12 protein-coding genes are annotated in these 19,094 nt (G+C 69.7%); 3 read left to right on the top strand and 9 right to left on the bottom strand.

What is annotated here, in order from left to right:
- Positions 1 to 12: 12 nt before the first annotated feature.
- From BZB76_RS08865 to ftsE, 5 genes are all read right to left on the bottom strand, one after another.
- Complete coding sequence (locus tag BZB76_RS08865) at positions 13 to 1,932, bottom strand: penicillin-binding transpeptidase domain-containing protein (RefSeq protein ID WP_121433809.1); 1,920 nt, start codon at positions 1,930 to 1,932, stop codon at positions 13 to 15.
- A gap of 9 nt (positions 1,933 to 1,941) precedes the next feature.
- Positions 1,942 to 2,433 carry an SsrA-binding protein SmpB gene (smpB, locus tag BZB76_RS08860; RefSeq protein WP_121433808.1) on the bottom strand — a complete coding sequence of 164 codons (492 nt, stop codon included), beginning with the start codon at positions 2,431 to 2,433 and terminating at the stop codon, positions 1,942 to 1,944.
- Positions 2,434 to 2,469: 36 nt separating this feature from the next.
- Positions 2,470 to 3,693: a S41 family peptidase gene (locus tag BZB76_RS08855; RefSeq protein ID WP_121433807.1), complete on the bottom strand. Its 1,224-nt coding sequence runs from the start codon at positions 3,691 to 3,693 to the stop codon at positions 2,470 to 2,472.
- Positions 3,694 to 3,762: 69 nt separating this feature from the next.
- Positions 3,763 to 4,668 (bottom strand): permease-like cell division protein FtsX, encoded by a 906-nt coding sequence (ftsX, locus tag BZB76_RS08850; RefSeq protein ID WP_121433806.1) that lies wholly within the window; start codon positions 4,666 to 4,668, stop codon positions 3,763 to 3,765.
- Between the two features lie 185 nt (positions 4,669 to 4,853).
- Positions 4,854 to 5,543, bottom strand: coding sequence for a cell division ATP-binding protein FtsE (ftsE, locus tag BZB76_RS08845; protein ID WP_117398760.1), 690 nt, complete (start codon positions 5,541 to 5,543; stop codon positions 4,854 to 4,856).
- Positions 5,544 to 5,935: 392 nt separating this feature from the next.
- Between ftsE and BZB76_RS08840 the strand changes: the two genes are divergently transcribed.
- Complete coding sequence (locus tag BZB76_RS08840) at positions 5,936 to 6,121, top strand: hypothetical protein (RefSeq protein ID WP_121433805.1); 186 nt, start codon at positions 5,936 to 5,938, stop codon at positions 6,119 to 6,121.
- Positions 6,122 to 6,157: 36 nt separating this feature from the next.
- Here BZB76_RS08840 and BZB76_RS08835 read toward each other — a convergent pair whose 3' ends face one another.
- Entirely contained in the window at positions 6,158 to 7,204 is a 1,047-nt protein-coding gene (locus tag BZB76_RS08835; RefSeq protein ID WP_121433804.1) for a DUF8094 domain-containing protein, read from the bottom strand.
- A gap of 233 nt (positions 7,205 to 7,437) precedes the next feature.
- Between BZB76_RS08835 and prfB the strand changes: the two genes are divergently transcribed.
- Both prfB and BZB76_RS08825 read left to right on the top strand, forming a co-directional pair.
- On the top strand, positions 7,438 to 8,553 hold the full coding sequence (prfB, locus tag BZB76_RS08830; RefSeq protein WP_121433803.1) for a peptide chain release factor 2: 1,116 nt from the start codon (positions 7,438 to 7,440) through the stop codon (positions 8,551 to 8,553).
- A 108-nt stretch (positions 8,554 to 8,661) separates the two neighbouring features.
- Positions 8,662 to 9,657, top strand: a complete 996-nt coding sequence (locus BZB76_RS08825; protein ID WP_121433802.1) for a DUF8094 domain-containing protein — start codon at positions 8,662 to 8,664, stop codon at positions 9,655 to 9,657.
- 355 nt (positions 9,658 to 10,012) lie between these two features.
- On the opposite strand, the gene BZB76_RS08820 is transcribed toward BZB76_RS08825, so the two are convergent.
- The 3 genes from BZB76_RS08820 to BZB76_RS08810 all read right to left on the bottom strand — a co-directional run bounded on the left by BZB76_RS08820 (position 10,013) and on the right by BZB76_RS08810 (position 18,713).
- On the bottom strand, positions 10,013 to 14,848 hold the full coding sequence (locus BZB76_RS08820) for an NAD-glutamate dehydrogenase (RefSeq protein ID WP_121433801.1): 4,836 nt from the start codon (positions 14,846 to 14,848) through the stop codon (positions 10,013 to 10,015).
- A gap of 286 nt (positions 14,849 to 15,134) precedes the next feature.
- Positions 15,135 to 16,505, bottom strand: a complete 1,371-nt coding sequence (locus BZB76_RS08815; RefSeq protein WP_121433800.1) for a serine/threonine-protein kinase — start codon at positions 16,503 to 16,505, stop codon at positions 15,135 to 15,137.
- A 249-nt stretch (positions 16,506 to 16,754) separates the two neighbouring features.
- Positions 16,755 to 18,713 (bottom strand): acetoacetate--CoA ligase, encoded by a 1,959-nt coding sequence (locus BZB76_RS08810; RefSeq protein WP_121433799.1) that lies wholly within the window; start codon positions 18,711 to 18,713, stop codon positions 16,755 to 16,757.
- Positions 18,714 to 19,094: the final 381 nt, after the last annotated feature.

Raw genomic sequence — 19,094 nt, 5'->3', positions numbered from 1 at the left:
GGGCTGGTCAGGCTAGCGTCCGCGGAGGAATGTGGCGGCGATTTCGGGGGTGTAGACGAGGCCTTCGACGGCGATGGCGAAGGCGCGGTCGCCGCTGGAGCCGACGAACCAGGAGATGGTCTTGGCGCGGTCGCCGTCCTTGTAGGTGACGGGGGCGGCGACGCCGACGACCTCTCCGTTGACGCGAGCGCCGCGGGCGTTGCCATGTTTGGCGGTGCGGCCCAGGACTGTCTTGAGGTCGGCGATGGATGGGGGCGGGAGGTTCTGGGGTGGGGGCGCCTGGACGGTGTTGGAGATGTCCTTGAGGACGTAGGGGGGCTTCCAGGTGCCGATCTGGGCGGCGGCGGCGACGAGGGCCATGGTGAGGGGGCTGACCCGGACGTTCCCCTCGCCGATCATGGCGGCGGCCTTCTCGGCGTCGTTGGCGGGGACGGGGACGGAGCCGGTGAAGGCGGGGACGGTCAGGCCCCAGTTCTGGCCGACACCGAACAGGGCCGCCTCCTTGAGGAGGGTCTGGGCGTCGAGCCGGGTGCTGAGTTGGGCGAGGGTGGTCTTGCAGGACGCGGCGAAGTGGGTGGCGAAGGTGCCGTCGCGGCGGGCCTTGTTGGTGAAGGTCATGTTGCCGACGGTGGCGGTGGCGGGGCATGTCGTCTCGGTGGCCTGGTTCAGTCCCGCCTTGGAGAACAGGGCCTCGGCGGACACGATCCCGAAGGTCAGTCCGGGTGGGTAGCTGCCCTCGAACGCGAGGTTGCGGCCTTCGGTCCCGTGGTTGGAGACGGCGCGGATCTCACCGGTGCTGGGACGCACCACGACCATGGACGCCGGGTACGGCACGCCCTTGAGCGCCAGGTCGGCGAGGCGCTGGAGGCCTTGGTCGAGGGTGGTCTGGACCTCCTGCGGTTTCTGGCCCGGCCAGGAACGCAGTTCCTCGGTGTTCTTGCCCGTCTCGTCCTGCGCGACGACGCGGACCGTGGGCGTGCCGGCGAGGCGCCGCTGCTGGAGGAGTTGGATGCCGCTGACGCCGATGGTGTCGCCCGGCTGATAGGGGGCGCCGACCTGCTGGAGGCGGTCGGCGGTGGCGGGGCCGAGGTTGCCGACGAGTTCGGGCGCGTAGGCGGGGGCGATGGGGGATCTGACGCCCTGGAACTGGATGCCGGGGACGCGTTTGAGCCGCTGGATGAGCTGGTGGTTCTCGGGGACCTGGAGGGTCAGTAGCGGCAGGAAGTCCTGCGGTGGGGCGGAGCGGACACGACCGAGCAGACGTTCGGCGTCCAACCGGCGACCACCGTCGATCTTGGCCTGTTCGGCGAGGAGGCCGAGGGTCTTCTGCGGGTCGGCCAGCTGGCCGGGGTACACGCCGACCATGTAGGCGTTGACCTGGTTGAGGATGGCGCGGCCCCGGGTGTCGGTGATGGGGGCGCGCTCCGGGACCTCGGTGACGACGGCGAGCCGCTGTCCGGGTTTGAGTTTGGTGTGGATGATGGACGGGCTCCAGATCACCTTCCACCTGCCACCGACGCGCTTGAGGTGCATCAGCCCGGGATACTCCCACGGCTGGCCGTTCTCACCGAGGTCGATCTTCACGGTGAACCGGGCGTCGGCCTCGTCGTCCTTCTTGACGATCTGGTCGACGTCGCTGCCGGGGACCCCGGTGCCGAGGGACAGCCGCAGGGACGCGGCGTCGAGCTGCTGCCGGACGCGGCTGAGCGCGTCCTCGACCTGGCTCTTGTCGACGCCGACGGTGCGGTTCGCGGCGGCCTCGTAGTTGCCGACCTGCCAGGCGATGAGGAAGTCACGGACGGCGGGCATCGCGGACGGTTCGGCCCAGCAACCCGTCGTCAGGGACGCGACCAGGGCACCGCAGGCCGCCAGGGACACCGTCCGGCGCCAGCGCGTCCACGTCCCTCTGGGGACCCGCCTCCGGTTGGTCATCGGCACCTTTCACCGTCTCCTGAACCGGGCCGCCGCGGCCTTCTGCATCTCCCGGTCGGCTTCCCGCTTGGCGATGGCCTGGCGTTTGTCGTACGCCTTCTTACCACGGGCCAGTCCGATCTCGACCTTCGCCTTGCCGTCCTTGAAGTACAGGGCCAGCGGAATCAGCGTCCAGCCGGGCTCGGACGACTTGGCGATGATCTTCTGTATCTCGCGGCGGTGCAGCAGCAGTTTGCGGCGCCGCCGGGGGGCGTGGTTCGTCCAGGTGCCCTGCGTGTACTCGGGGATGTGCACGTTCTCCAGCCACACCTCCCCGTCCATCACGTGGGCGTAGCCGTCGACGAGGGAGGCGCGGCCGGCGCGCAGCGCCTTCACCTCGGTGCCGGTGAGCACCATGCCCGCCTCCCACGTGTCGTCGACGTGGTAGTCGTAGCGGGCTCGTTTGTTCTGGGCGATGAGCCTCTGCCCGGTGTCCTTCTTGCGCCCGGTGTCCCGTGCCACGTCCTCAGTCCTTGTCCGGATTCTCGCCAGGCGGTCTCAGTCTTCGTCCGGGAGCGTCGCGTGCAGGCCGCGCAGCACCGTCCGGGCGCGCCGCTCGGCCTCCTTGGGGGGACGTTCGGCGGAGACCGCCACGTCGGGTTCGATCCCGACCCCGTCGAGGTTACGGCCGCCGGGGGTGCGGTAGCGACCGACGGTCAACTCGATCACCGACCCGTCGCTGAGATGGACGGGCTCCTGCACCGAGCCCTTCCCGTACGTACGTGATCCTATGATCACGGCGCGGTCGCGGTCGCGCAGGGACCCCGCGACGATCTCGGCGGCGCTGGCGGTGCCCGCGTCGACGAGCACGACGAGCGGCGTCTTCCCGTCGCCGGGCCTGGTGACCGCGCGTTTCTGGACGGGTCGTCCGCGCGGCTCGTACGTCACGACGGGCCCGCCGGGCAGGAACGCCGACGCCGTCTCGACGGCCTCGTCCAGCAGCCCGCCCGGGTTGCCGCGCAGGTCGAGCAGGACACCGCCCGGCGGGCGTCGCGACTGCTGCCGCCCGGTGACCGCGGCGCGGACCTGCTGTCCCGTGCCGCGGGTGAAGGCGCCGACGCGGATCATTCGGGCCTGCTCGGGGAGGTCGGTCACGGTGACGTCTCCTGCGGGGACCGGGGTGCGGACGAGTTGGAACCGTCTGATACGACGGTCGCGTTCGACGGTGAGTTCGACGGATTCGTCCGGACGTCCGCGAAGCGCCTTCGCGACCCGCTCGACGCTCCAGCCGTCCACGGACACCTTCCCGACGGCGGTGACGACGTCTCCGGCGAGCACACCGGCACGCGCGGCGGCGGTGCCGGGCTGGACGCTGGCGACCAGCACCCGCGCGCCGTCCTCCTCGCTGCCGCCCAACCACAGGCCGACTCCGCTGTACTTGCCGGTCAGGCGCCCTTCGACGTCGTCGTACTCCCGGGCGGAGTAGTAGCGCGCCCATCTGTCGTCGAGGCCGCGCAGCATGCCCTCGATGGCGGCGCGGTCGAGTTCGCCGCGGTCGATCGGCTGCGCCGTCCGGCTGTTGATCTTCGCGGCGGCCTCGTCGAGAACGGATCCCTCCGCGGCGGCGGTGTGCCGCTCCGAGCCCGAGCCGCTCACGACGCCCACCCCGTACGCGCAGACGATCGCGGCGGCGATGGCGGCACCGCGCAGCAGCCGACCGGGCGTCCTGGCATCGGAGGTCCGCCGACGGTCGTCTCCGCGCGAGAGGGAGGACCGGAGCATGCGGCAAGTGTAGGGCGGCGGACGGCACCGGATCCGGCGCTCACACCTTCCGCCGGATCCGGTCGCCCGTCAGATTCTCAGGTATCTGCGCAACGTGAGGAAGGACGCGACGGCGCACAGCAGCACACCGAAACAGATCGACACGATGATGACGAGCATCACCGTGCTCCAGCCGAGTTGGCTGACGAGTTGAACGTCACCCGCGAGCCGGTCCACGAGGAGTTTCTTGCTGAATATCAGCAGGATCGACGCGAACAGGCCGCCGATCAGGCCCGCGATGGCGCCCTCCAGGATGAACGGCATCTGGATGTAGGTGTTGGACGCGCCGACCAGCCGCATGATGCCCGTCTCGCGGCGCCGGTTGAACGCCGACAACCGGACGGTGTTGCCGACGAGCATCACCGCCGCGATCACCTGGATCAACGCGATCGTGAGCGCTGCCACCTGGAGACCGTTCAGGATCCGGAAGAACCGTTTCAGGATCTCCTGTTCGTTGATGACGGTGTCGACGCCGGGTTGCCCGAGCATCGCCTGCGCGACCGCCTTGTACTCCTCGGGGTTCTTCAGCTTCACCCGGAAGGAGTCGGGGATGTCGCCCTCACGGGTGCTCTCCACGAATCCGGGCGCACCGGAGAAGTTGTCCTTGAACCGGGTGTACGCCTGCTGCTTGCTCTCGTAGTCGACCTTCGACACCTGCGGCATCTTGTCGAGCTGCGCCTTGAGCGCCTGGCGCTCCTGCTCGGTGATGTCGCGCTTCTGACAGGCGTCGTTGGAACTCGTCTTGGCGCACAGGAAGATCGAGACCTCGATCTTGTCGTACCAAAAGCTCTTGGAGGCCCGGACCTGTTCCCGCAGGAGCAGCCCGGTGCCGAAGAGCGCCATGGCGATGGCGACGGTGAGGATGAGGGAGATCGTCATCGTCATGTTCCGACGGAGACCGATCCAGATCTCCTGGAGAACGAACTGTACGCGCATGCCTCGCTGTCCTTGATCGCCTGGGTTCCGCCGGAAGCCGGGGCCGTTCCGCGCGGAACGCGGCCCGGTGCGGGGCGGTTCCTACCGGGGGTCGTACAGGTGGGCCGTACGGGAGTTGTACGCCCCGGCGGGAATCGATGGTTCAGATGGATGTGCCGGGGACGTCGCCACGGCCGGTGTCATGATCAGTAGGCCTGCCCGTACACGCCGCGCGACTGGTCGCGGACGACCCGTCCGTCCTCCAGCTCGACGACGCGCTTGCGGAACGCGTCGACGATCGCGGCGTCGTGGGTGGCCATGACGACGGTGGTGCCGGTCCGGTTGATACGGTCCAGCACCTTCATGATGCCGATCGAGGTCGCGGGGTCGATGTTCCCCGTCGGCTCGTCCGCCAGCAGGATCATCGGCCGGTTGACGAACGCCCGCGCGATCGCGACGCGTTGCTGCTCGCCGCCGGACAGCTCGTCCGGCATCCGGTGGGCCTTGCCCTCCAGGCCGACGAGGTCGATGACCTCGGGGACGACCTTGCCGATGAAACGCCTCGGCTTGCCGATCACCTCGAGGGCGAACGCGACGTTCTCGAAGACGTTCTTGTTGGGGAGGAGGCGGAAGTCCTGGAAGACACAGCCGATCCTGCGGCGCAGGTGCGGCACCTTCCAGTTGCTCAGCCTGCTCAGGTCCTTGCCCGCCACGTGCACGTGACCCTGGGAAGGACGCTCCTCCTTCAGGATGAGGCGCAGGAAGGTCGACTTGCCGGAGCCCGACGGCCCCACCAGGAACAGGAACTCGCCCTTCTCGATGGCGACGTTCACATGGGCCAGGGCGGGGCGGTTCTGGCTCGGGTAGACCTTGGTGACGTTGTCGAAATGGATCACGGCTGCATCACGGCGGTTCAGTCTAGGGGTTGGGGAGCGGCCCGACCCGCGGTCGCGAACTCCTCGTCCACGGCCTCCGGTCCGCCGCCCGGTTTCGCGACCAGGTGGGGCGCGAAGCCTTCGAGCAGTGTAGAGGGGAGAGTCAACTGTCTCGTCCCACTCGACGTGGCACGGGCGTCCGGGGCCGCACATCGCTCGACCAATACCATGCGAACCGTCTCCCGACGCCCGGCCGTTTCGTACCGTCAAGCTCCCGGACTTGCCGGAACGACCATACAGTCCGGCTACGCTGGATGATGGCGAAAGATACCTATTAGGTCGATGGACACCAGACAGGTCGACGTTTCCCCGCCACGGGGCCACGTGCCGTTCTCGGAGATTGGGGCCACGACATGAGCTGCGAACATCTGATCTGTGCTCGGTGCTCGAACCCGGTGGTGGACGGGCGCTGCCCCACCTGCCGTGCGGCCCGGTCCGAACTGCACCGGCACGGACCGTCGATTCCGCCCGCGCTCGTCCTCGCGGCGCTGGTCGCGCTGCTGTTCGCCGCGCTCGTCCTGCAGAGCGTCTACGGATAGGCCACGATCGGCCGCTGTCAGCCGCGCCCCGGGCCGCTAGGGCTTCTTGAGCGGCGGGGTGTTGGCGTCGGTCATCGCCCCGTCGTCGCCGATCACGCGCGCCTTCGGCTGGCTCTTGCCCTTCTCGACCCGTGGCGGGTCGAAGGCCACGAAATGCAGGGTCGACGCGGTGTCGACCCGGTTCCCCTCGACGGTGCCGTCGAGCAGATGCTCCGCCTCCTCCGGAATCTCCGGCTTCGGCGTGCCCGGATCTTCGGCGACGAGCGAGGTGTTGCGGAACAGCGAGTAGATGATCAGACCGCCGCCGCCCTCCGTGCGCACCCCGAAGTAGGGGAACGGGGTCGCGGTGTAGACGATCTGGAGCGTGAGGTCCTTCCCCTTCGCCTGCTTCTTGGCGCGCTTTGCCGCACGGTAGTAACCGGTGGTGACGTCACCGGAGCGCATCACCTTCGCGGCGACGCTGCGACCGCCCTCCGCCGCGATCGTCGCCTGGATGCCGCCGACGTCCCGGGGACGGATCAGCACCGATGTGTCGTCGCTGCCCAGCGCGGTGGCGTAGCCGTCCTTGTCCGTCACGACCTTCGGCTCGTCGGCCTTCGGCTGGAGCAGCGACGCGATCGCCAGCTTCCAGTGGTCGGACGGGCCGCGCAGGATGAACCCCATCAACGCCCTGCGCTTGCTCTTCGACTTGCCCAGGACGGAACGGTCGACCGACACCATGAACCACTGCGGGTAGGCGGCGTCCTTCAGCTTCGGCACGTACAGTTTCGGCTCGCCGTAGACGAAGCGCCGCACCGGGTCACCGTCGTAGGCGGCCTTACGGAACTCGGCCGCGGTGAGCTGCGACTGCCCGTCCGACGTCCAGGTCAGCGCGAGCCGCTCGTCGCCCGCGGCGCGGGCCACGTCCTCGTCGGTGACATAGGTGCGGAAGGCGCGCTCCGCCACCTGGGGGGTCAGCGCCACCGGCTCCGGCTCCGGGGGCGACATCGTCGGCGTGGCGGTCGTGGGCCGCGCCTTCGTCCCGCCCGTCGCACAGCCCGCGAGCATCGTCATGAGGGCGAGCAGCAGCCCGGCAACGGCCATCCGCGAGACCCTGTGCACGACTCCCGTCCGTCCCTGGCTGAAGCATGGGATTGCGACCTTCGCGGGGGTCGGCCCTTCGCACACCGCCCGAAGAACACGCCTGACACCCCGCCGGCCCGGCGGGAGACCCGTCCGAGCAAGAGTCAAGTTAGCACATGTGTTCGGGTGCGTGCGGAGAGTCGCGGCGTCCCGGACGGCGGTGAGCAGTGCCGGGACGGCGATAAGCTCAAGGCGTGGCAGGCATCGAACCCGAAGAGCAGCTCAAGGAGCTCGGCTCGGCTCTGACCGGCATCGAGCAGGTGCTGGACCTCGACGCCATGCGGCGCGACATCGCCGAGCTGCGCGAGCAGTCGGCCGACCCTGACCTGTGGAACGACCAGGAGCACGCGCAGGCGGTGACGCGCCGCCTCTCGCACCTGGAGAGCGAGATGGGCAAGGTCGAGGGCCTGCGGCAGCGGCTCGACGACACCGCGACGCTGTACGAACTCGCCCAGGAGATGGACGACGCCGACACGCGCACCGAGGTCGAAGGAGAGCTGGCGGCGCTCCACAAGGCGATCCAGCAGCTCGAGGTGCGCACGCTCATGTCGGGCGAGTACGACGAGCGGGAAGCGCTCGTCACCATCAACGCGCAGGCCGGCGGGGTCGACGCCGCCGACTGGGCCCAGCAGCTCCAGCGCATGTACCTGCGCTGGGCCGAGCGGCACAACTATCCGACCGAGATCTACGAGACGTCCTACGCCGAAGAGGCGGGCATCAAGTCGACGACGTTCACGGTGAAGGTCCCCTACGCGTACGGGACGCTGCGCGGCGAGCACGGCACGCACCGGCTCGTCCGGATCTCCCCGTTCGACAACCAGGGCCGCCGCCAGACCTCGTTCGCGGGGCTGGACGTCGTCCCGGTCGTGGAGCAGAGCGACCATGTCGACATCGATGAGGGCGACCTGCGCATCGACGTGTACCGGTCGTCCGGTCCGGGCGGCCAGGGCGTCAACACCACCGACTCGGCGGTACGGATCACCCACATCCCCACCGGAATCGTCGTGTCCTGCCAGAACGAGCGGAGCCAGATCCAGAACCGCGCCACGGCGATGAACGTGCTCCAGGCGAAGCTGCTGGAGCGCAAGCGCCAGGAAGAGGCGGAGAAGATGTCCGCGCTGCGCGGCGAGGGCACCAGCAGCTGGGGCACGCAGATCCGCAACTACGTGCTGCACCCGTACCAGGTCGTGAAGGACCTGCGGACCGGTGTCGAGGTCGGCAACCCCACGGCCGTCCTGGACGGCGACCTCGACGAGTTCATCGAGGCGGAGATCCGCTGGATGCGGCGGCAGGAGCAGGAGACCGCCTGACCGCCGAATTTCCGCGGCGAGGTTTCGTGTTCACAGAGTGACCATGTCGTCACTCTGCGAAGATGGCGTGCGATTCAGATCGCCGTCGCCACTTCGGGGGGCCTCGCTATGCCCGCACGCACCGTCGCCGTCGCCTCGCTGTCCACGTTCTGCCTGCTCTCCGGCGCGCTGACCGCCGCCTGCTCGGGCGCCACCTCGTCCGCCGGAGCGGAGCGCCCCGGGAAGCCGGCGAGACCGGCGCTCGCCAAGACCGAGGCCCAACGGGTGCTCCTTTCCTACACCGACGCGGCCAACCGCGCGGGCCGCCACTTCAACGGCAAGGCCCTGCGAACCGTCGAAACAGACCCGCAACTATCGATGGACGACGCGTCCCTCCGGCTCCGCCGCATCATCAAACGACGGCCGCCGAAGCTGCGGTTCACGAACACGGCGTTCTACATCCCGCGCCTGCGCTCCCATCCGCACTGGTTCGCGGTCGGCGCCGTCTCCGGCAAGGGCAAGCACATGACGCGGCACGCCATGCTGTTCACCCAGGCCAAGCCGGGCGCACCGTGGCTGCTGACCGCCGACCCCTACCTGGCGGACGACACGCTGAGCCGCGTCGCGCTCGACCCGAACGGCTTCGCCACACCCGTCCGGCCGGAGACCACCAAGGGGCTCGCCGTCGCGCCCCGCAAGGTCCCCGACGCGCACGCCGCGCTCCTGACCACCGGGCCGGGCGCCGCCGGGACGTCCGTGCTCGCGGACGGGCTCCAGACCACCGAAACGTACAAGGCCCTGAAGCGGGGCGAGAAAACCCTGGCCGGACGGGGTGTCACCCTGTCGTCCCGCTTCAGCAGCGCCCAGTACTCGGTGTACGCGCTCCGTACCAAAGACCGCGGCGCCGTCGTCTGGTACGTGCTGAAGCAACACGAGGCGTACTCCGCCACCAAGCCGGGCGTCCTGACCGTGGGCGGCGACCTCCTGGGCCTGGCCCCCGCCAAGGTCGCCCGAACCCGCATGGACACGACCGTCCTCGTCCAGTACCTGGCGACCGTCCCGCCCAAGGGCCGCACCACGGTGACCGGCATCTACCGCAAGGCGGTCACGGCCCACGGCTCCTAACGCAGCCGAGCCGCACCGACAGCGTGAGAGCGCCCGCGCCGCAATGGGGATCCCAAGGGATCGCGCCCTGGGCGAACACAGCCACCCCATGGCCCGCGCGGCACAAACCGTAAGGGCAGAACCACCACGTCGGGGATTCCGACGAGCCCTGGAAGATCGCGACGGGTTCGGACCTCGGCCGACGGTACGGTTCGCGCGGCCGGAGGCGCTCCGGCGCCGGAGGCCGCGCGAACCGTCGACGCGGGCGACCGCAGCGACGCCACGCACGTCCGTGACAGGCACGACAGACCGCACGGGCGGCGTGAGGATCGCCTGCGTCGCAACGGGGTGTTCCAGGGGGTCGCCCCCCTGGGAGTTATTGCGACGGGAGTGAACTGGCGGTTACCAAGGTGCGGATGGAGCCCAGGGCCACGGAGAGGGTCGCCAGGTCGAAGCTGTCGCTTTCCCAGATTTCGCTGAGGGTCTGTTGGGCGCGTTGGACGGCGGGCTTGTTCTTGTCCGCCCAGTGGATCATGCGTTCGTCCGGCTGGCAGCCGGGTTCGCTGGTGACGAGGACGTCCCGGGTGAGGGCGGCGTGTGCGGTGTACAGGTCGTCGCGGAGCGCGGAGCGGGCCATCGAACGCCATTTGTCGTCGCGGGGCAGGGCGATGATGCGTTCGCGCAGGCGGGACAGTTGCAGGCGGTCGGCGAGGTCGAAGTAGACCTCGGCGGCCTCCTCCACCGGGCGGCCGGTCTCGTGGGCGATGCCGACCAGGTCGAAGGTGGAGAAGGCGGGGACGAACGTGGCGCACAGTTCGGCCAGTTCGTCCGGGACGCCCCGCTGCGCGAAGCCGTCGCGGCGTTGTTCGAACGCGGCGAGGTCCAGGCCGACGAGGAGCTTCGACAGGTGGGTCTTGAGGGTGGCCGCGCCTCCGGCGAAGAAGTCGATGGTCTCGCGGATGTCGAAGGGGGGCCGCCGGTTGTGGAGCAGCCAGCGGGCGCCGCGTTCGGTGAGTTTGCGGGCCTCCAGCAGCATCGCGATCTGGGTGGACTCGTCCACCTGGTGGGCGAGGGCCTCCACCGACCGCCAGAACCGGGGCATGTCGAACACGTCCCGGACGACGAGGTAGGCGCGGGCGATATCGGGCGAGGACGCGCCGGTCTCCTCGTTCATCCGGAACACGAACGTGGAGCCGCTCGCGTTGACCAGGTCGTTCACCACGGCCGTGGTGATGATCTCGCGGCGCAGCGGGTGCCGGTCCATGTAGGGGCGGAACCGTTCGCGCAGCGGTGTCGGGAAGTAGTCGACCAGCCAGGACGCCAGGTACGGGTCGTCGGCCAGGTCGGAGGCGACGAGGTCGTGGTCGAGGGCGAGTTTTGAGTAGGCGAGCAGGACGGAGAACTCGGGGCTGGTGAGCCCCAGTCCGGACTGGCGCCGTTCGGCGAGGGCCTTGTCGTCCGGAAGGAACTCAAGGCGCCGCTGGAGACGACCGTCGCGTTCGAGTTTGCGCAGGTAGCGGCCGTGGATGTGCAGCATCGCGGGGGCCTGCGCGCGGCCCGCGGCGAGCACCACGTTCTGCGCGTAGTTGTCGCGCAGGACGAGCCGGCCGACCTCGTCGGTCATCTCGTACAGCAGGTTGTCGCGTTGTTTGCCGGTGAGTTCGCCGTCCCGGACGACCTGGTCGAGCAGGATCTTGATGTTGACCTCGTGGTCGGAGGTGTCGACCCCGGCGGAGTTGTCGATGAAGTCGGTGTTGATGAGCCCGCCGGTGCGGGCGTACTCGATACGGCCGAGCTGGGTGACGCCGAGGTTGCCGCCCTCGCCGACGACGCGGCAGCGCAGGTCGGCGCCGTTGATCCGGACGGGGTCGTTGGCCTTGTCGCCGACGTCGGCGTTGTTCTCCATGGACGACTTGACATAGGTGCCGATGCCGCCGTTCCACAGCAGGTCGACCGGTGCCCTGAGGGCGGCCTTGATCAGCTCGTAGGGGGTGAGGGCCGCGACACCGTCCTCGATGCCGAGCGCGGCCCGCATCTGCGGGGTCAGCGCGATCGACTTGGCGGTGCGGGGGAACACGCCGCCGCCCTTGGAGATCAGCGAGGTGTCGTAGTCGGCCCAGCTGCTGCGCGGCAGGTCGAACAGGCGGCGGCGTTCGGCGAACGAGGTCGCCGGGTCCGGGTCGGGGTCGACGAAGATGTGCCGGTGGTCGAACGCGGCGACGAGCCGGATGTGCTCGGAGAGCAGCATTCCGTTGCCGAAGACGTCCCCGGACATGTCGCCGATGCCGACGACGGTGAAGTCCTCGTTCTGGACGTCCGTGCCGAGCGAGCGGAAGTGGTACTTGACCGATTCCCAGGCGCCGCGGGCGGTGATGCCCATGCCCTTGTGGTCGTAGCCGACGGATCCGCCGGACGCGAACGCGTCGCCGAGCCAGAAGCCGTACTCGGCGGCGACGCCGTTGGCGAGGTCGGAGAACGTGGCGGTGCCCTTGTCGGCCGCGACGACCAGGTAGGTGTCGTCACCGTCGTGGCGGACGACGTTCGACGGCGGGACGACCTTGCCGTCCACGAGGTTGTCGGTGAGATCGAGCAGGCCGGAGATGAAGTCCTTGTAGCAGGCGATTCCGGCCTTCTGCCACGCCTCCCGGTCGACGGACGGGTCGGGCAGCTGTTTGCCGACGAAACCGCCCTTCGCGCCCGCCGGGACGATCACGGTGTTCTTCACCGCCTGCGCCTTGACCAGGCCGAGGATCTCGGTGCGGAAGTCCTCGCGGCGGTCGGACCAGCGCAGCCCGCCGCGCGCCACCGAACCGAACCGCAGGTGGACGCCCTCGACCCGCGGCGAGTACACGAAGATCTCGTACACGGGGCGGGGTTCGGGCAGGTCGGGGATGGCCTGCGGGTCGAACTTCATCGCCAGGTACGGCTTGCCCTGGTAGTGGTTGGTGCGCAGGGTCGCCTGGACGAGCGCCAGGTAGGCGCGCAGAATGCGGTCCTCGTCGAGGCTGGCGACATCGTCCAGCGCGCCCTGGATCTCCTCGGTGATCCCGGCGCTGCGTTCCTCCTCGCCGCCCTGGAGGGTCGGGTCGAGTCGGCTCTCCCACAGCCGGACGATCAGCCGGGTGATGGACGCGTTGCGCAGCAGCACCTGTTCGACATAGCGCTTGGAGAACGTGGTGCCGATCTGCCGCAGGTACATGGCGTAGGCGCGCAGCAGCATCGCCTGCCACCAGTTCAGCCCGACGTGCAGGACGAGCGCGTTGAAGCCGTCGTTCTCGATCTCGCCGCGCCACAGCCGGGTGAAGGCGTCCTGGAAGAGGCCCTTCACGGCCTCCTCGGGAACGTCGGCGGGCGGGTTGTACCGCAGGCCGAGGTCGTAGATCCAGAACCGCTGCCCGTCGGAGGTGTTGATCTCGTAGGGGCGCTCGTCGACGACTTCGACGCCCATGTTCTGCAGCAGCGGCAGCATCCGCGACAGCGAGATCGGCTCGCCCAGCCGGTAGATCTTCAGGCGGCGTTCGCCGGGTTCGGCGCTGTACGGCTCGTACAGGTTGATGGAGGTGTCGTCGTCGCCGCTCAGCTCGTCGAGGCGGCGCAGGTCGGCCACGGCGGTGCGGGCGGGGAAGTCGGCCTTGTAGCCCTCGGGGAACGCGTCGCCGTAGCGGCGTCCGAGCGTTCCGGCGCGTTCCTCGCCGCACTGTTCGACGATCGCATCGCCGAGGTCGTCCTCCCAGGAGCGGATGGCGGCGGCGAGGCGTCCCTCCAGTTCCTGGACGTCCACGTCGGGCAGCGGACGGCCGCGCTCGCCGCGGACCACCACGTGCAGCCGGGCCAGCAGCGACTCGGACACGTTCGCGCGGTAGTCGACGCTGACGCCGTCGAACGCCTCTTTCAGCAGGTCCTGGATGCGGAGCCGAATCTTGGTGGTGTACCGGTCGCGCGGCAGGTACACCATGCAGGACATGTAGCGGCCGTACATGTCCTTGCGCAGGAACAGCTTGAGCTGGCGGCGTTCGCGCAGCCGCAGCACGCCCAGCGCGATCTTCAGCAGGTCGTCGACGGAGATCTGGAACAGCTCGTCGCGCGGGTAGCCCTCCATGATCTCGATGAGGTCCTGGCCGTCGTAGCTGTCGGCCGTGAACCCGGCGAGTTCCAGCACCTCCTCCAGCTTGCGCTTGAGGACGGGGATGTGCGCGATCGACTCGCTGTAGGCCACGTGGGTGAACAGGCCGAGGAAGCGGCGCTCGCCGATGACCTCGCCGGACGCGTCGAACTTCTTCACCCCGATGTAGTCGAGGTACCAGGGCCGATGGACGGTGGAACGCGAGTTCGCCTTGGTCACCACCAGCAGGCGCTTCTCGGTCGCCTTCTCGCGGACCTCCGGCGGCAGCGCGGCGAAGCTGTCGGACTCGCGCTTGTCGCTGCGGAGGATGCCGAGGCCGGTGCCCGGTTCGGGACGCAGCACCGTCCCGCCCTCGGTGAGCGTGTAGTCGCGGTAGCCGAGGAAGGTGAAGTGGCCGTCGGCGAGCCAGTCGAGCAGCTCGACGCCCTCGGCGAGCTCCTTGCCGGGCAGCGGCGGCGCGGCCTCCTGGATGGCGGTGGCGATCTCACCGGCCCGGGCCCGCATCTTCGGCTCGTCCTCGACGGCGACCCGGACGTCCTGGAGGACGCGCAGCAGGTCCTTCTCCAGCTCGTCCAGGACGGCCCGGTCGCTGGTACGGTCCACCTCGATGTGCATCCACGACTCGTCGACGTCGCCGTCGCTGTCGAGCTTGCCGCGGAACGCCTTGAGGTGGCCCGCCACGTCGCGGTCCACGCCGAGCAGCGGGTGGACGATCAGGTGGGTGGTGAGCTGGTGTCGGGTCAGCTCCATCGTCACCGAGTCGACCAGGTAGGGCATGTCGTCGGTGACGACCTGGACGACCGTGTGCCCCGGGTCCCAGCCGTACTCCTCCAGCGTGGGCGTGAAGACGCGCACCTTCGCGCGCCCCTGGGGCCGCTCCTCGCCGAGCGCGCGGTGCGCCATCGCGGGCCCGCAGATGTCGGCGGGGTCCCGGGCGAGGAGATCCTCGCGGGCGACGTGCCGGTAGTACAACCGAAGGTAGGCGAACGTCTCCTCCACGTCCCCGCCGCGCGACCCCGGACGCTGCGCGCACGTCTCGGCCGCCCGCCGGAGCAGGTCGTCCTTCGCCTGATCGAGCATGCCGCTCATCGACAACTCCCCTAGAGACCTTTCGCCACCCCGTTGTGGCGACCGCTCACTGCGCCAGGTTGCCAGAAAAACGCCGCAAAGCCGACCCGCACAGCCGCAACGTCAACGTGGCTTTGCCCACCCTCGGGCCCACCATGCGAGCAACCCTGTCAGCTCGCATGACACCGTTCACGAGGATCGCCGAACCCCGTGCGGCCGACGCCGCGGAACGCACGCGGCGATGGCGGGAACGCGGCACCGCCGCCGTTCCCGCCTCGCGGGCCGGACCCCTGTGGTTCCGCCCGCGCTATTTGGGTTCCTCGACCGGCGGGGTGGGCGTCGAGGGCGACGTCGTCGGCGTCGTGGGCGTCGCCGTGGTCGGCGGCGCGCTGGTCGGTGGCGGGCTGCCGCTGTCGGTCGGGGTCTCCGACGGGGTCATGGTCGGCCTCCAGCTCGACGGCGGCGGCCGGTAGATCCGGGTCGGGGTCTTGCGCTCGACGGGTTCGGAGCTCGTGGGCTCCGACGTGGTCGGAACGATGTCGATCGACGCGGGCTGCCCGGTGGGGTCGCCGACCGTCTGCCCGGCCTTGCCCTTGTCGTCGGGCCTGAGCGCGAGGACGGACGAGGCCACCACGATCGCCACGAACAGCGCGGCGGCCCCGGCCAGCAGGGCCGACCGGCCCGAACCGGCGAGCACGCGCCGTGGCCCGCGGCCGACTCCGCGGGTCTCCCGGGCGGCGGCGAGGTCGCGGGGCATCGTCTCGTCGCCGACCTCCGCGGCGGCGCGGAACGATCCCGCGGCGAGCATCGCGGTCTCGTCGGTCTCGCCGGACGGGGGGACGACGGCGGCGGGCGTTCCCACCCGCGAGGTCTCCTCGTGTCCGAGCAGCCGCATCAGCAGCTGCCGCGCGCTCGGCCGCTGCGCCGGGTCCTTCTCCAGGCAGTCGAGCACCAGGTCGCGGAGCGGTCCTTCGAGGCCGCCGAGGTCGGGTTCCTCGTGCAGGATCCGGTTGATGACGGCGGGAATGGTGTCCTGGCCGAACGGCGGCTCGCCGGTGGCCGCGTACACGATCGTCGCCGCCCAGCAGAACACGTCGGCCGGTGTGCCGACCTCGTCGCCGCTGATCTGCTCGGGCGCCATGTAGGACGGGGTGCCGATGACCCGGCTGGTCAAAGTGGTGCTGCCGCTGATGGCACGTGCCACTCCGAAGTCGATGACGCGGGGGCCGTCCGGGCCGATCAGCACGTTGTGCGGTTTGAAGTCGCGGTGCACGACATCGGCCTGGTGGATCGCCGCGAGGGCCGTCGCGGTGCCGACGGCGAGCCGGTCCAGCGCGGCGCCGTCGAGCGGGCCGTCGTCCTGGACCTGCTGGTTCAGGGACGGTCCCCGCACGTACTCGCTGACGATGTAGGGGCGTTCTCCGTTGGCGTCCGCGTCGATGACCTGGGCCGTGCAGAACGGCGCGACCTGCTTGGCGACCTCGAGTTCACGCAGGAAACGGGCGCGGGCCTTGTCGTCGGACGTCAACTCCGCGTGCAGCAGCTTGATCGCGACCTGGCGACCGTTCTCGTCCTCGCCGAGGAAGACGGTGCCCTGGCCGCCCTCGCCCACCCGTCCGGTCAGGGCGTACGATCCCAGCCGGTCCGGATCCCCGGGCCGCAGCGCCCCAACCTCCATGCGTGCAACCGTCCCCTCTGACTATGACCGCGGGGCCCGTCAAAGGCCCGGATCACCCCTCTGACAGTGTGACGCGCGGGCACCAGATGAAGTTCACCCGGACATGCGACCATACGGCGCGTTCTGACCCGCCGCACCCGATCGGACACGTTTGGCCGTCCACCACCCTAATGCCCGTGCCATTCTTCCGGCGACAGCGACGAGTGCGGTGTCACACAAGCGAAACGGAATGTTCGAACGCACGTACCGTTACGGCGTGAAGTGGTGGAGGACTTCCGGATTGGCCATGGAATCGCGGTTGGCCGCCTGATCAACCGGTGTGCCCTGGAGAATCCTCCGGACGGGGACCTCCAGCTTCTTCCCCGACAGCGTGCGCGGGATGCCGGGGACGGCGTGGATCTCGTCCGGGACGTGCCGTGGCGACAGCGCCGACCTGATTCGCCGCCTGAGCTCGGCGACCAGGTCGTCGGTGAGGGAGGCGCCCTCGGCGAGCTGGACGTAGAGCAGCAACCGGCCCTCCTGGCCGAGCCGTCCGGTGTCGATGACGAGGCTGTCGGCGATCTCCTCGAACGCCTCGACGACGCGGTAGAAGTCGGACGTCCCCATGCGGATGCCGCCGCGGTTCAGCGTGGAGTCGGAGCGCCCGTAGATGACGCAGCCGCCGTCCGGGAGGATCTTCAGCCAGTCGCCGTGCCGCCACACGCCCGGGAACATGCCGAAATAGGAGTCGCGGTACCGTTCGCCGCCCTCGTCGTTCCAGAAGTACACGGGCATGGACGGCATCGGCTCGGTGATGACCAGTTCGCCGACCTCGTCCACGACCGGTCGACCGTCGTCGCCGTACGCCTCCACCTTCGCGCCGAGCCCGCGGCACTGGATGACGCCGGCGCGCAGCGGCAGCAGCGGCGACGGGCCGACGAACCCGGTGCACAGGTCGGTGCCGCCGGAGAACGAGCCCAGCAGCAGGTCGCGGCCGACCGCGTCGTAGACCCAGGCGAACCCTTCGGGCGGCAACGGCGAACCGGTCGAGCCGATACCGCGCAGCCCCGACAGGTCGTGCTCCTCCCCCGGCCGTCGCCCGTCCTTGGCGGACGCCATGATGTACGGCGCGCCGACGCCCATGTAGGTGATGCCGCTGTCGGCGACGAGCGACCACAGGTCGAGGGGGGCGCCGTCGTACATGACGACGGTCGAACCCACCAGCAGGCCGCCGACGAGGTAGTTCCACATCATCCAGCCGGTGGTGGTGTACCAGAAGAACACGTCGCCGGCGCCGAGGTCCTGGTGGAACGACAGGGCCTTGAGGTGCTCCAGCACGACCCCGCCATGGCCGTGGACGATCGGTTTCGGCAGCCCGGTCGTCCCGGACGAGTAGACCACCCACAGCGGATGGTCGAACGGGACGTCCTCGAACTCCAGGGCGCCGCGTCCGGGCCGGGGCAGGTCGCCGTAGTGCATGCCGGCGCGCAGGCCGGCGGGGGTCGCGGCCGGGTCCAGATACGGGATCAGGACGGTCGCGGCGAGGCCGGGCAGCGCGGCCTCGATCTCGCGGACCGCGTCCCGCCGGTCGAACCGCTTGCCGTTGTAGGCGTAGCCGTCCACGGCGATCAGGACCTTCGGTTCGATCTGCGCGAACCGGTCGATGACCGAGGAGGAGCCGAAGTCCGGGGAGCACGACGACCAGATCGCGCCGAGCGACGCCGTGGCCAGGAAGCAGACGAGCGCCTCGGGGATGTTCGGGATATAGGCGGCGACCCGGTCGCCCTTGCCCACGCCCAGGTCGGCGAGGCCCGCGCGGACCTCGGCCACGTGCAGGGCCAGTTCCCGGTAGGACAGCACGCGATGCCCGCCCGCCTCCGACCGGAAGATCACCGCCGTCTCGTCGGGGGTGTCCGCGGCCCGCCGCAACGCGTTCGCCGCGTAGTTGAGGGTCGCGCCGGGGAACCAGGTCAGGCCGTCCACCGGCATGGGCCCGCCGGCGCGGACGGGTCCGTCCCCGCGCTCGCCGACGACCTCGAAGTACGACCAGATCGCGTCCCAGAACGCGTCGACCTCGGTGACCGACCAGCGCCACAGGTCGTCATAGGCCTCGGCCTTGACACCGTGCCGATCCCGGAGCCACTGCGAGAAGCGGGTCACCCGCGCGTTCGCGACGACCTCCGGCGACGGCTCCCACAACTTCGACCCCTCGGAGACCTCACCGGCCATCTCTCTCCCTCCACGCCACGCACCGGCGCGCGGCCCTCCCCAATATCAACCTCGCCCGCACAAGGCGCAACTTCCCCGATCCGAACGTCTAAGACGTGTTCGAGCGGGCCTCAGCCCGCACGCGAACGCGTGCCCCGCCCGGCGCAACGACGCCGAAGGCAAGCGGAACCGGCGGATCGCGAAGCGATGCCGCGTTCGCCCAGGAACGGTCACGTAGCGAACGGCCAGGCGAGCGCATTGGGCCGGTACTGCAACCAACACAGCGACCTCAGCCCGCACCCGAACGCGTGACCCGCCCGGCGCAGCGAAGCCGAAGGCAAGCGAAGCCGGGCGGATCGCGAAGCGATGCGCGTTCGCCCAGGAACGGTCACGCAGCGAGCC

The sequence above is a fragment of the Actinomadura pelletieri DSM 43383 genome (assembly GCF_003634705.1).
GTDB lineage: Bacteria > Actinomycetota > Actinomycetes > Streptosporangiales > Streptosporangiaceae > Spirillospora > Spirillospora pelletieri.
The sequence above is the reverse complement of the archived record's forward strand: the minus strand, read 5'-3'. Positions and strand labels throughout refer to the sequence as shown.

Bases quoted from the DNA above. Each gene is read 5' to 3' on its own strand.
- BZB76_RS08865 (WP_121433809.1), bottom strand. From the start codon at position 1,932: ATGACCAACCGGAGGCGGGTCCCCAGAGGGACGTGGACGCGCTGGCGC.
- BZB76_RS08855 (WP_121433807.1), bottom strand. From the start codon at position 3,693: ATGCTCCGGTCCTCCCTCTCGCGCGGAGACGACCGTCGGCGGACCTCC.
- ftsX (WP_121433806.1), bottom strand. From the start codon at position 4,668: ATGCGCGTACAGTTCGTTCTCCAGGAGATCTGGATCGGTCTCCGTCGG.
- BZB76_RS08840 (WP_121433805.1), top strand. From the start codon at position 5,936: ATGAGCTGCGAACATCTGATCTGTGCTCGGTGCTCGAACCCGGTGGTG.
- BZB76_RS08835 (WP_121433804.1), bottom strand. From the start codon at position 7,204: ATGGCCGTTGCCGGGCTGCTGCTCGCCCTCATGACGATGCTCGCGGGC.
- BZB76_RS08825 (WP_121433802.1), top strand. From the start codon at position 8,662: ATGCCCGCACGCACCGTCGCCGTCGCCTCGCTGTCCACGTTCTGCCTG.
- BZB76_RS08820 (WP_121433801.1), bottom strand. From the start codon at position 14,848: ATGAGCGGCATGCTCGATCAGGCGAAGGACGACCTGCTCCGGCGGGCG.
- BZB76_RS08815 (WP_121433800.1), bottom strand. From the start codon at position 16,505: ATGGAGGTTGGGGCGCTGCGGCCCGGGGATCCGGACCGGCTGGGATCG.
- BZB76_RS08810 (WP_121433799.1), bottom strand. From the start codon at position 18,713: ATGGCCGGTGAGGTCTCCGAGGGGTCGAAGTTGTGGGAGCCGTCGCCG.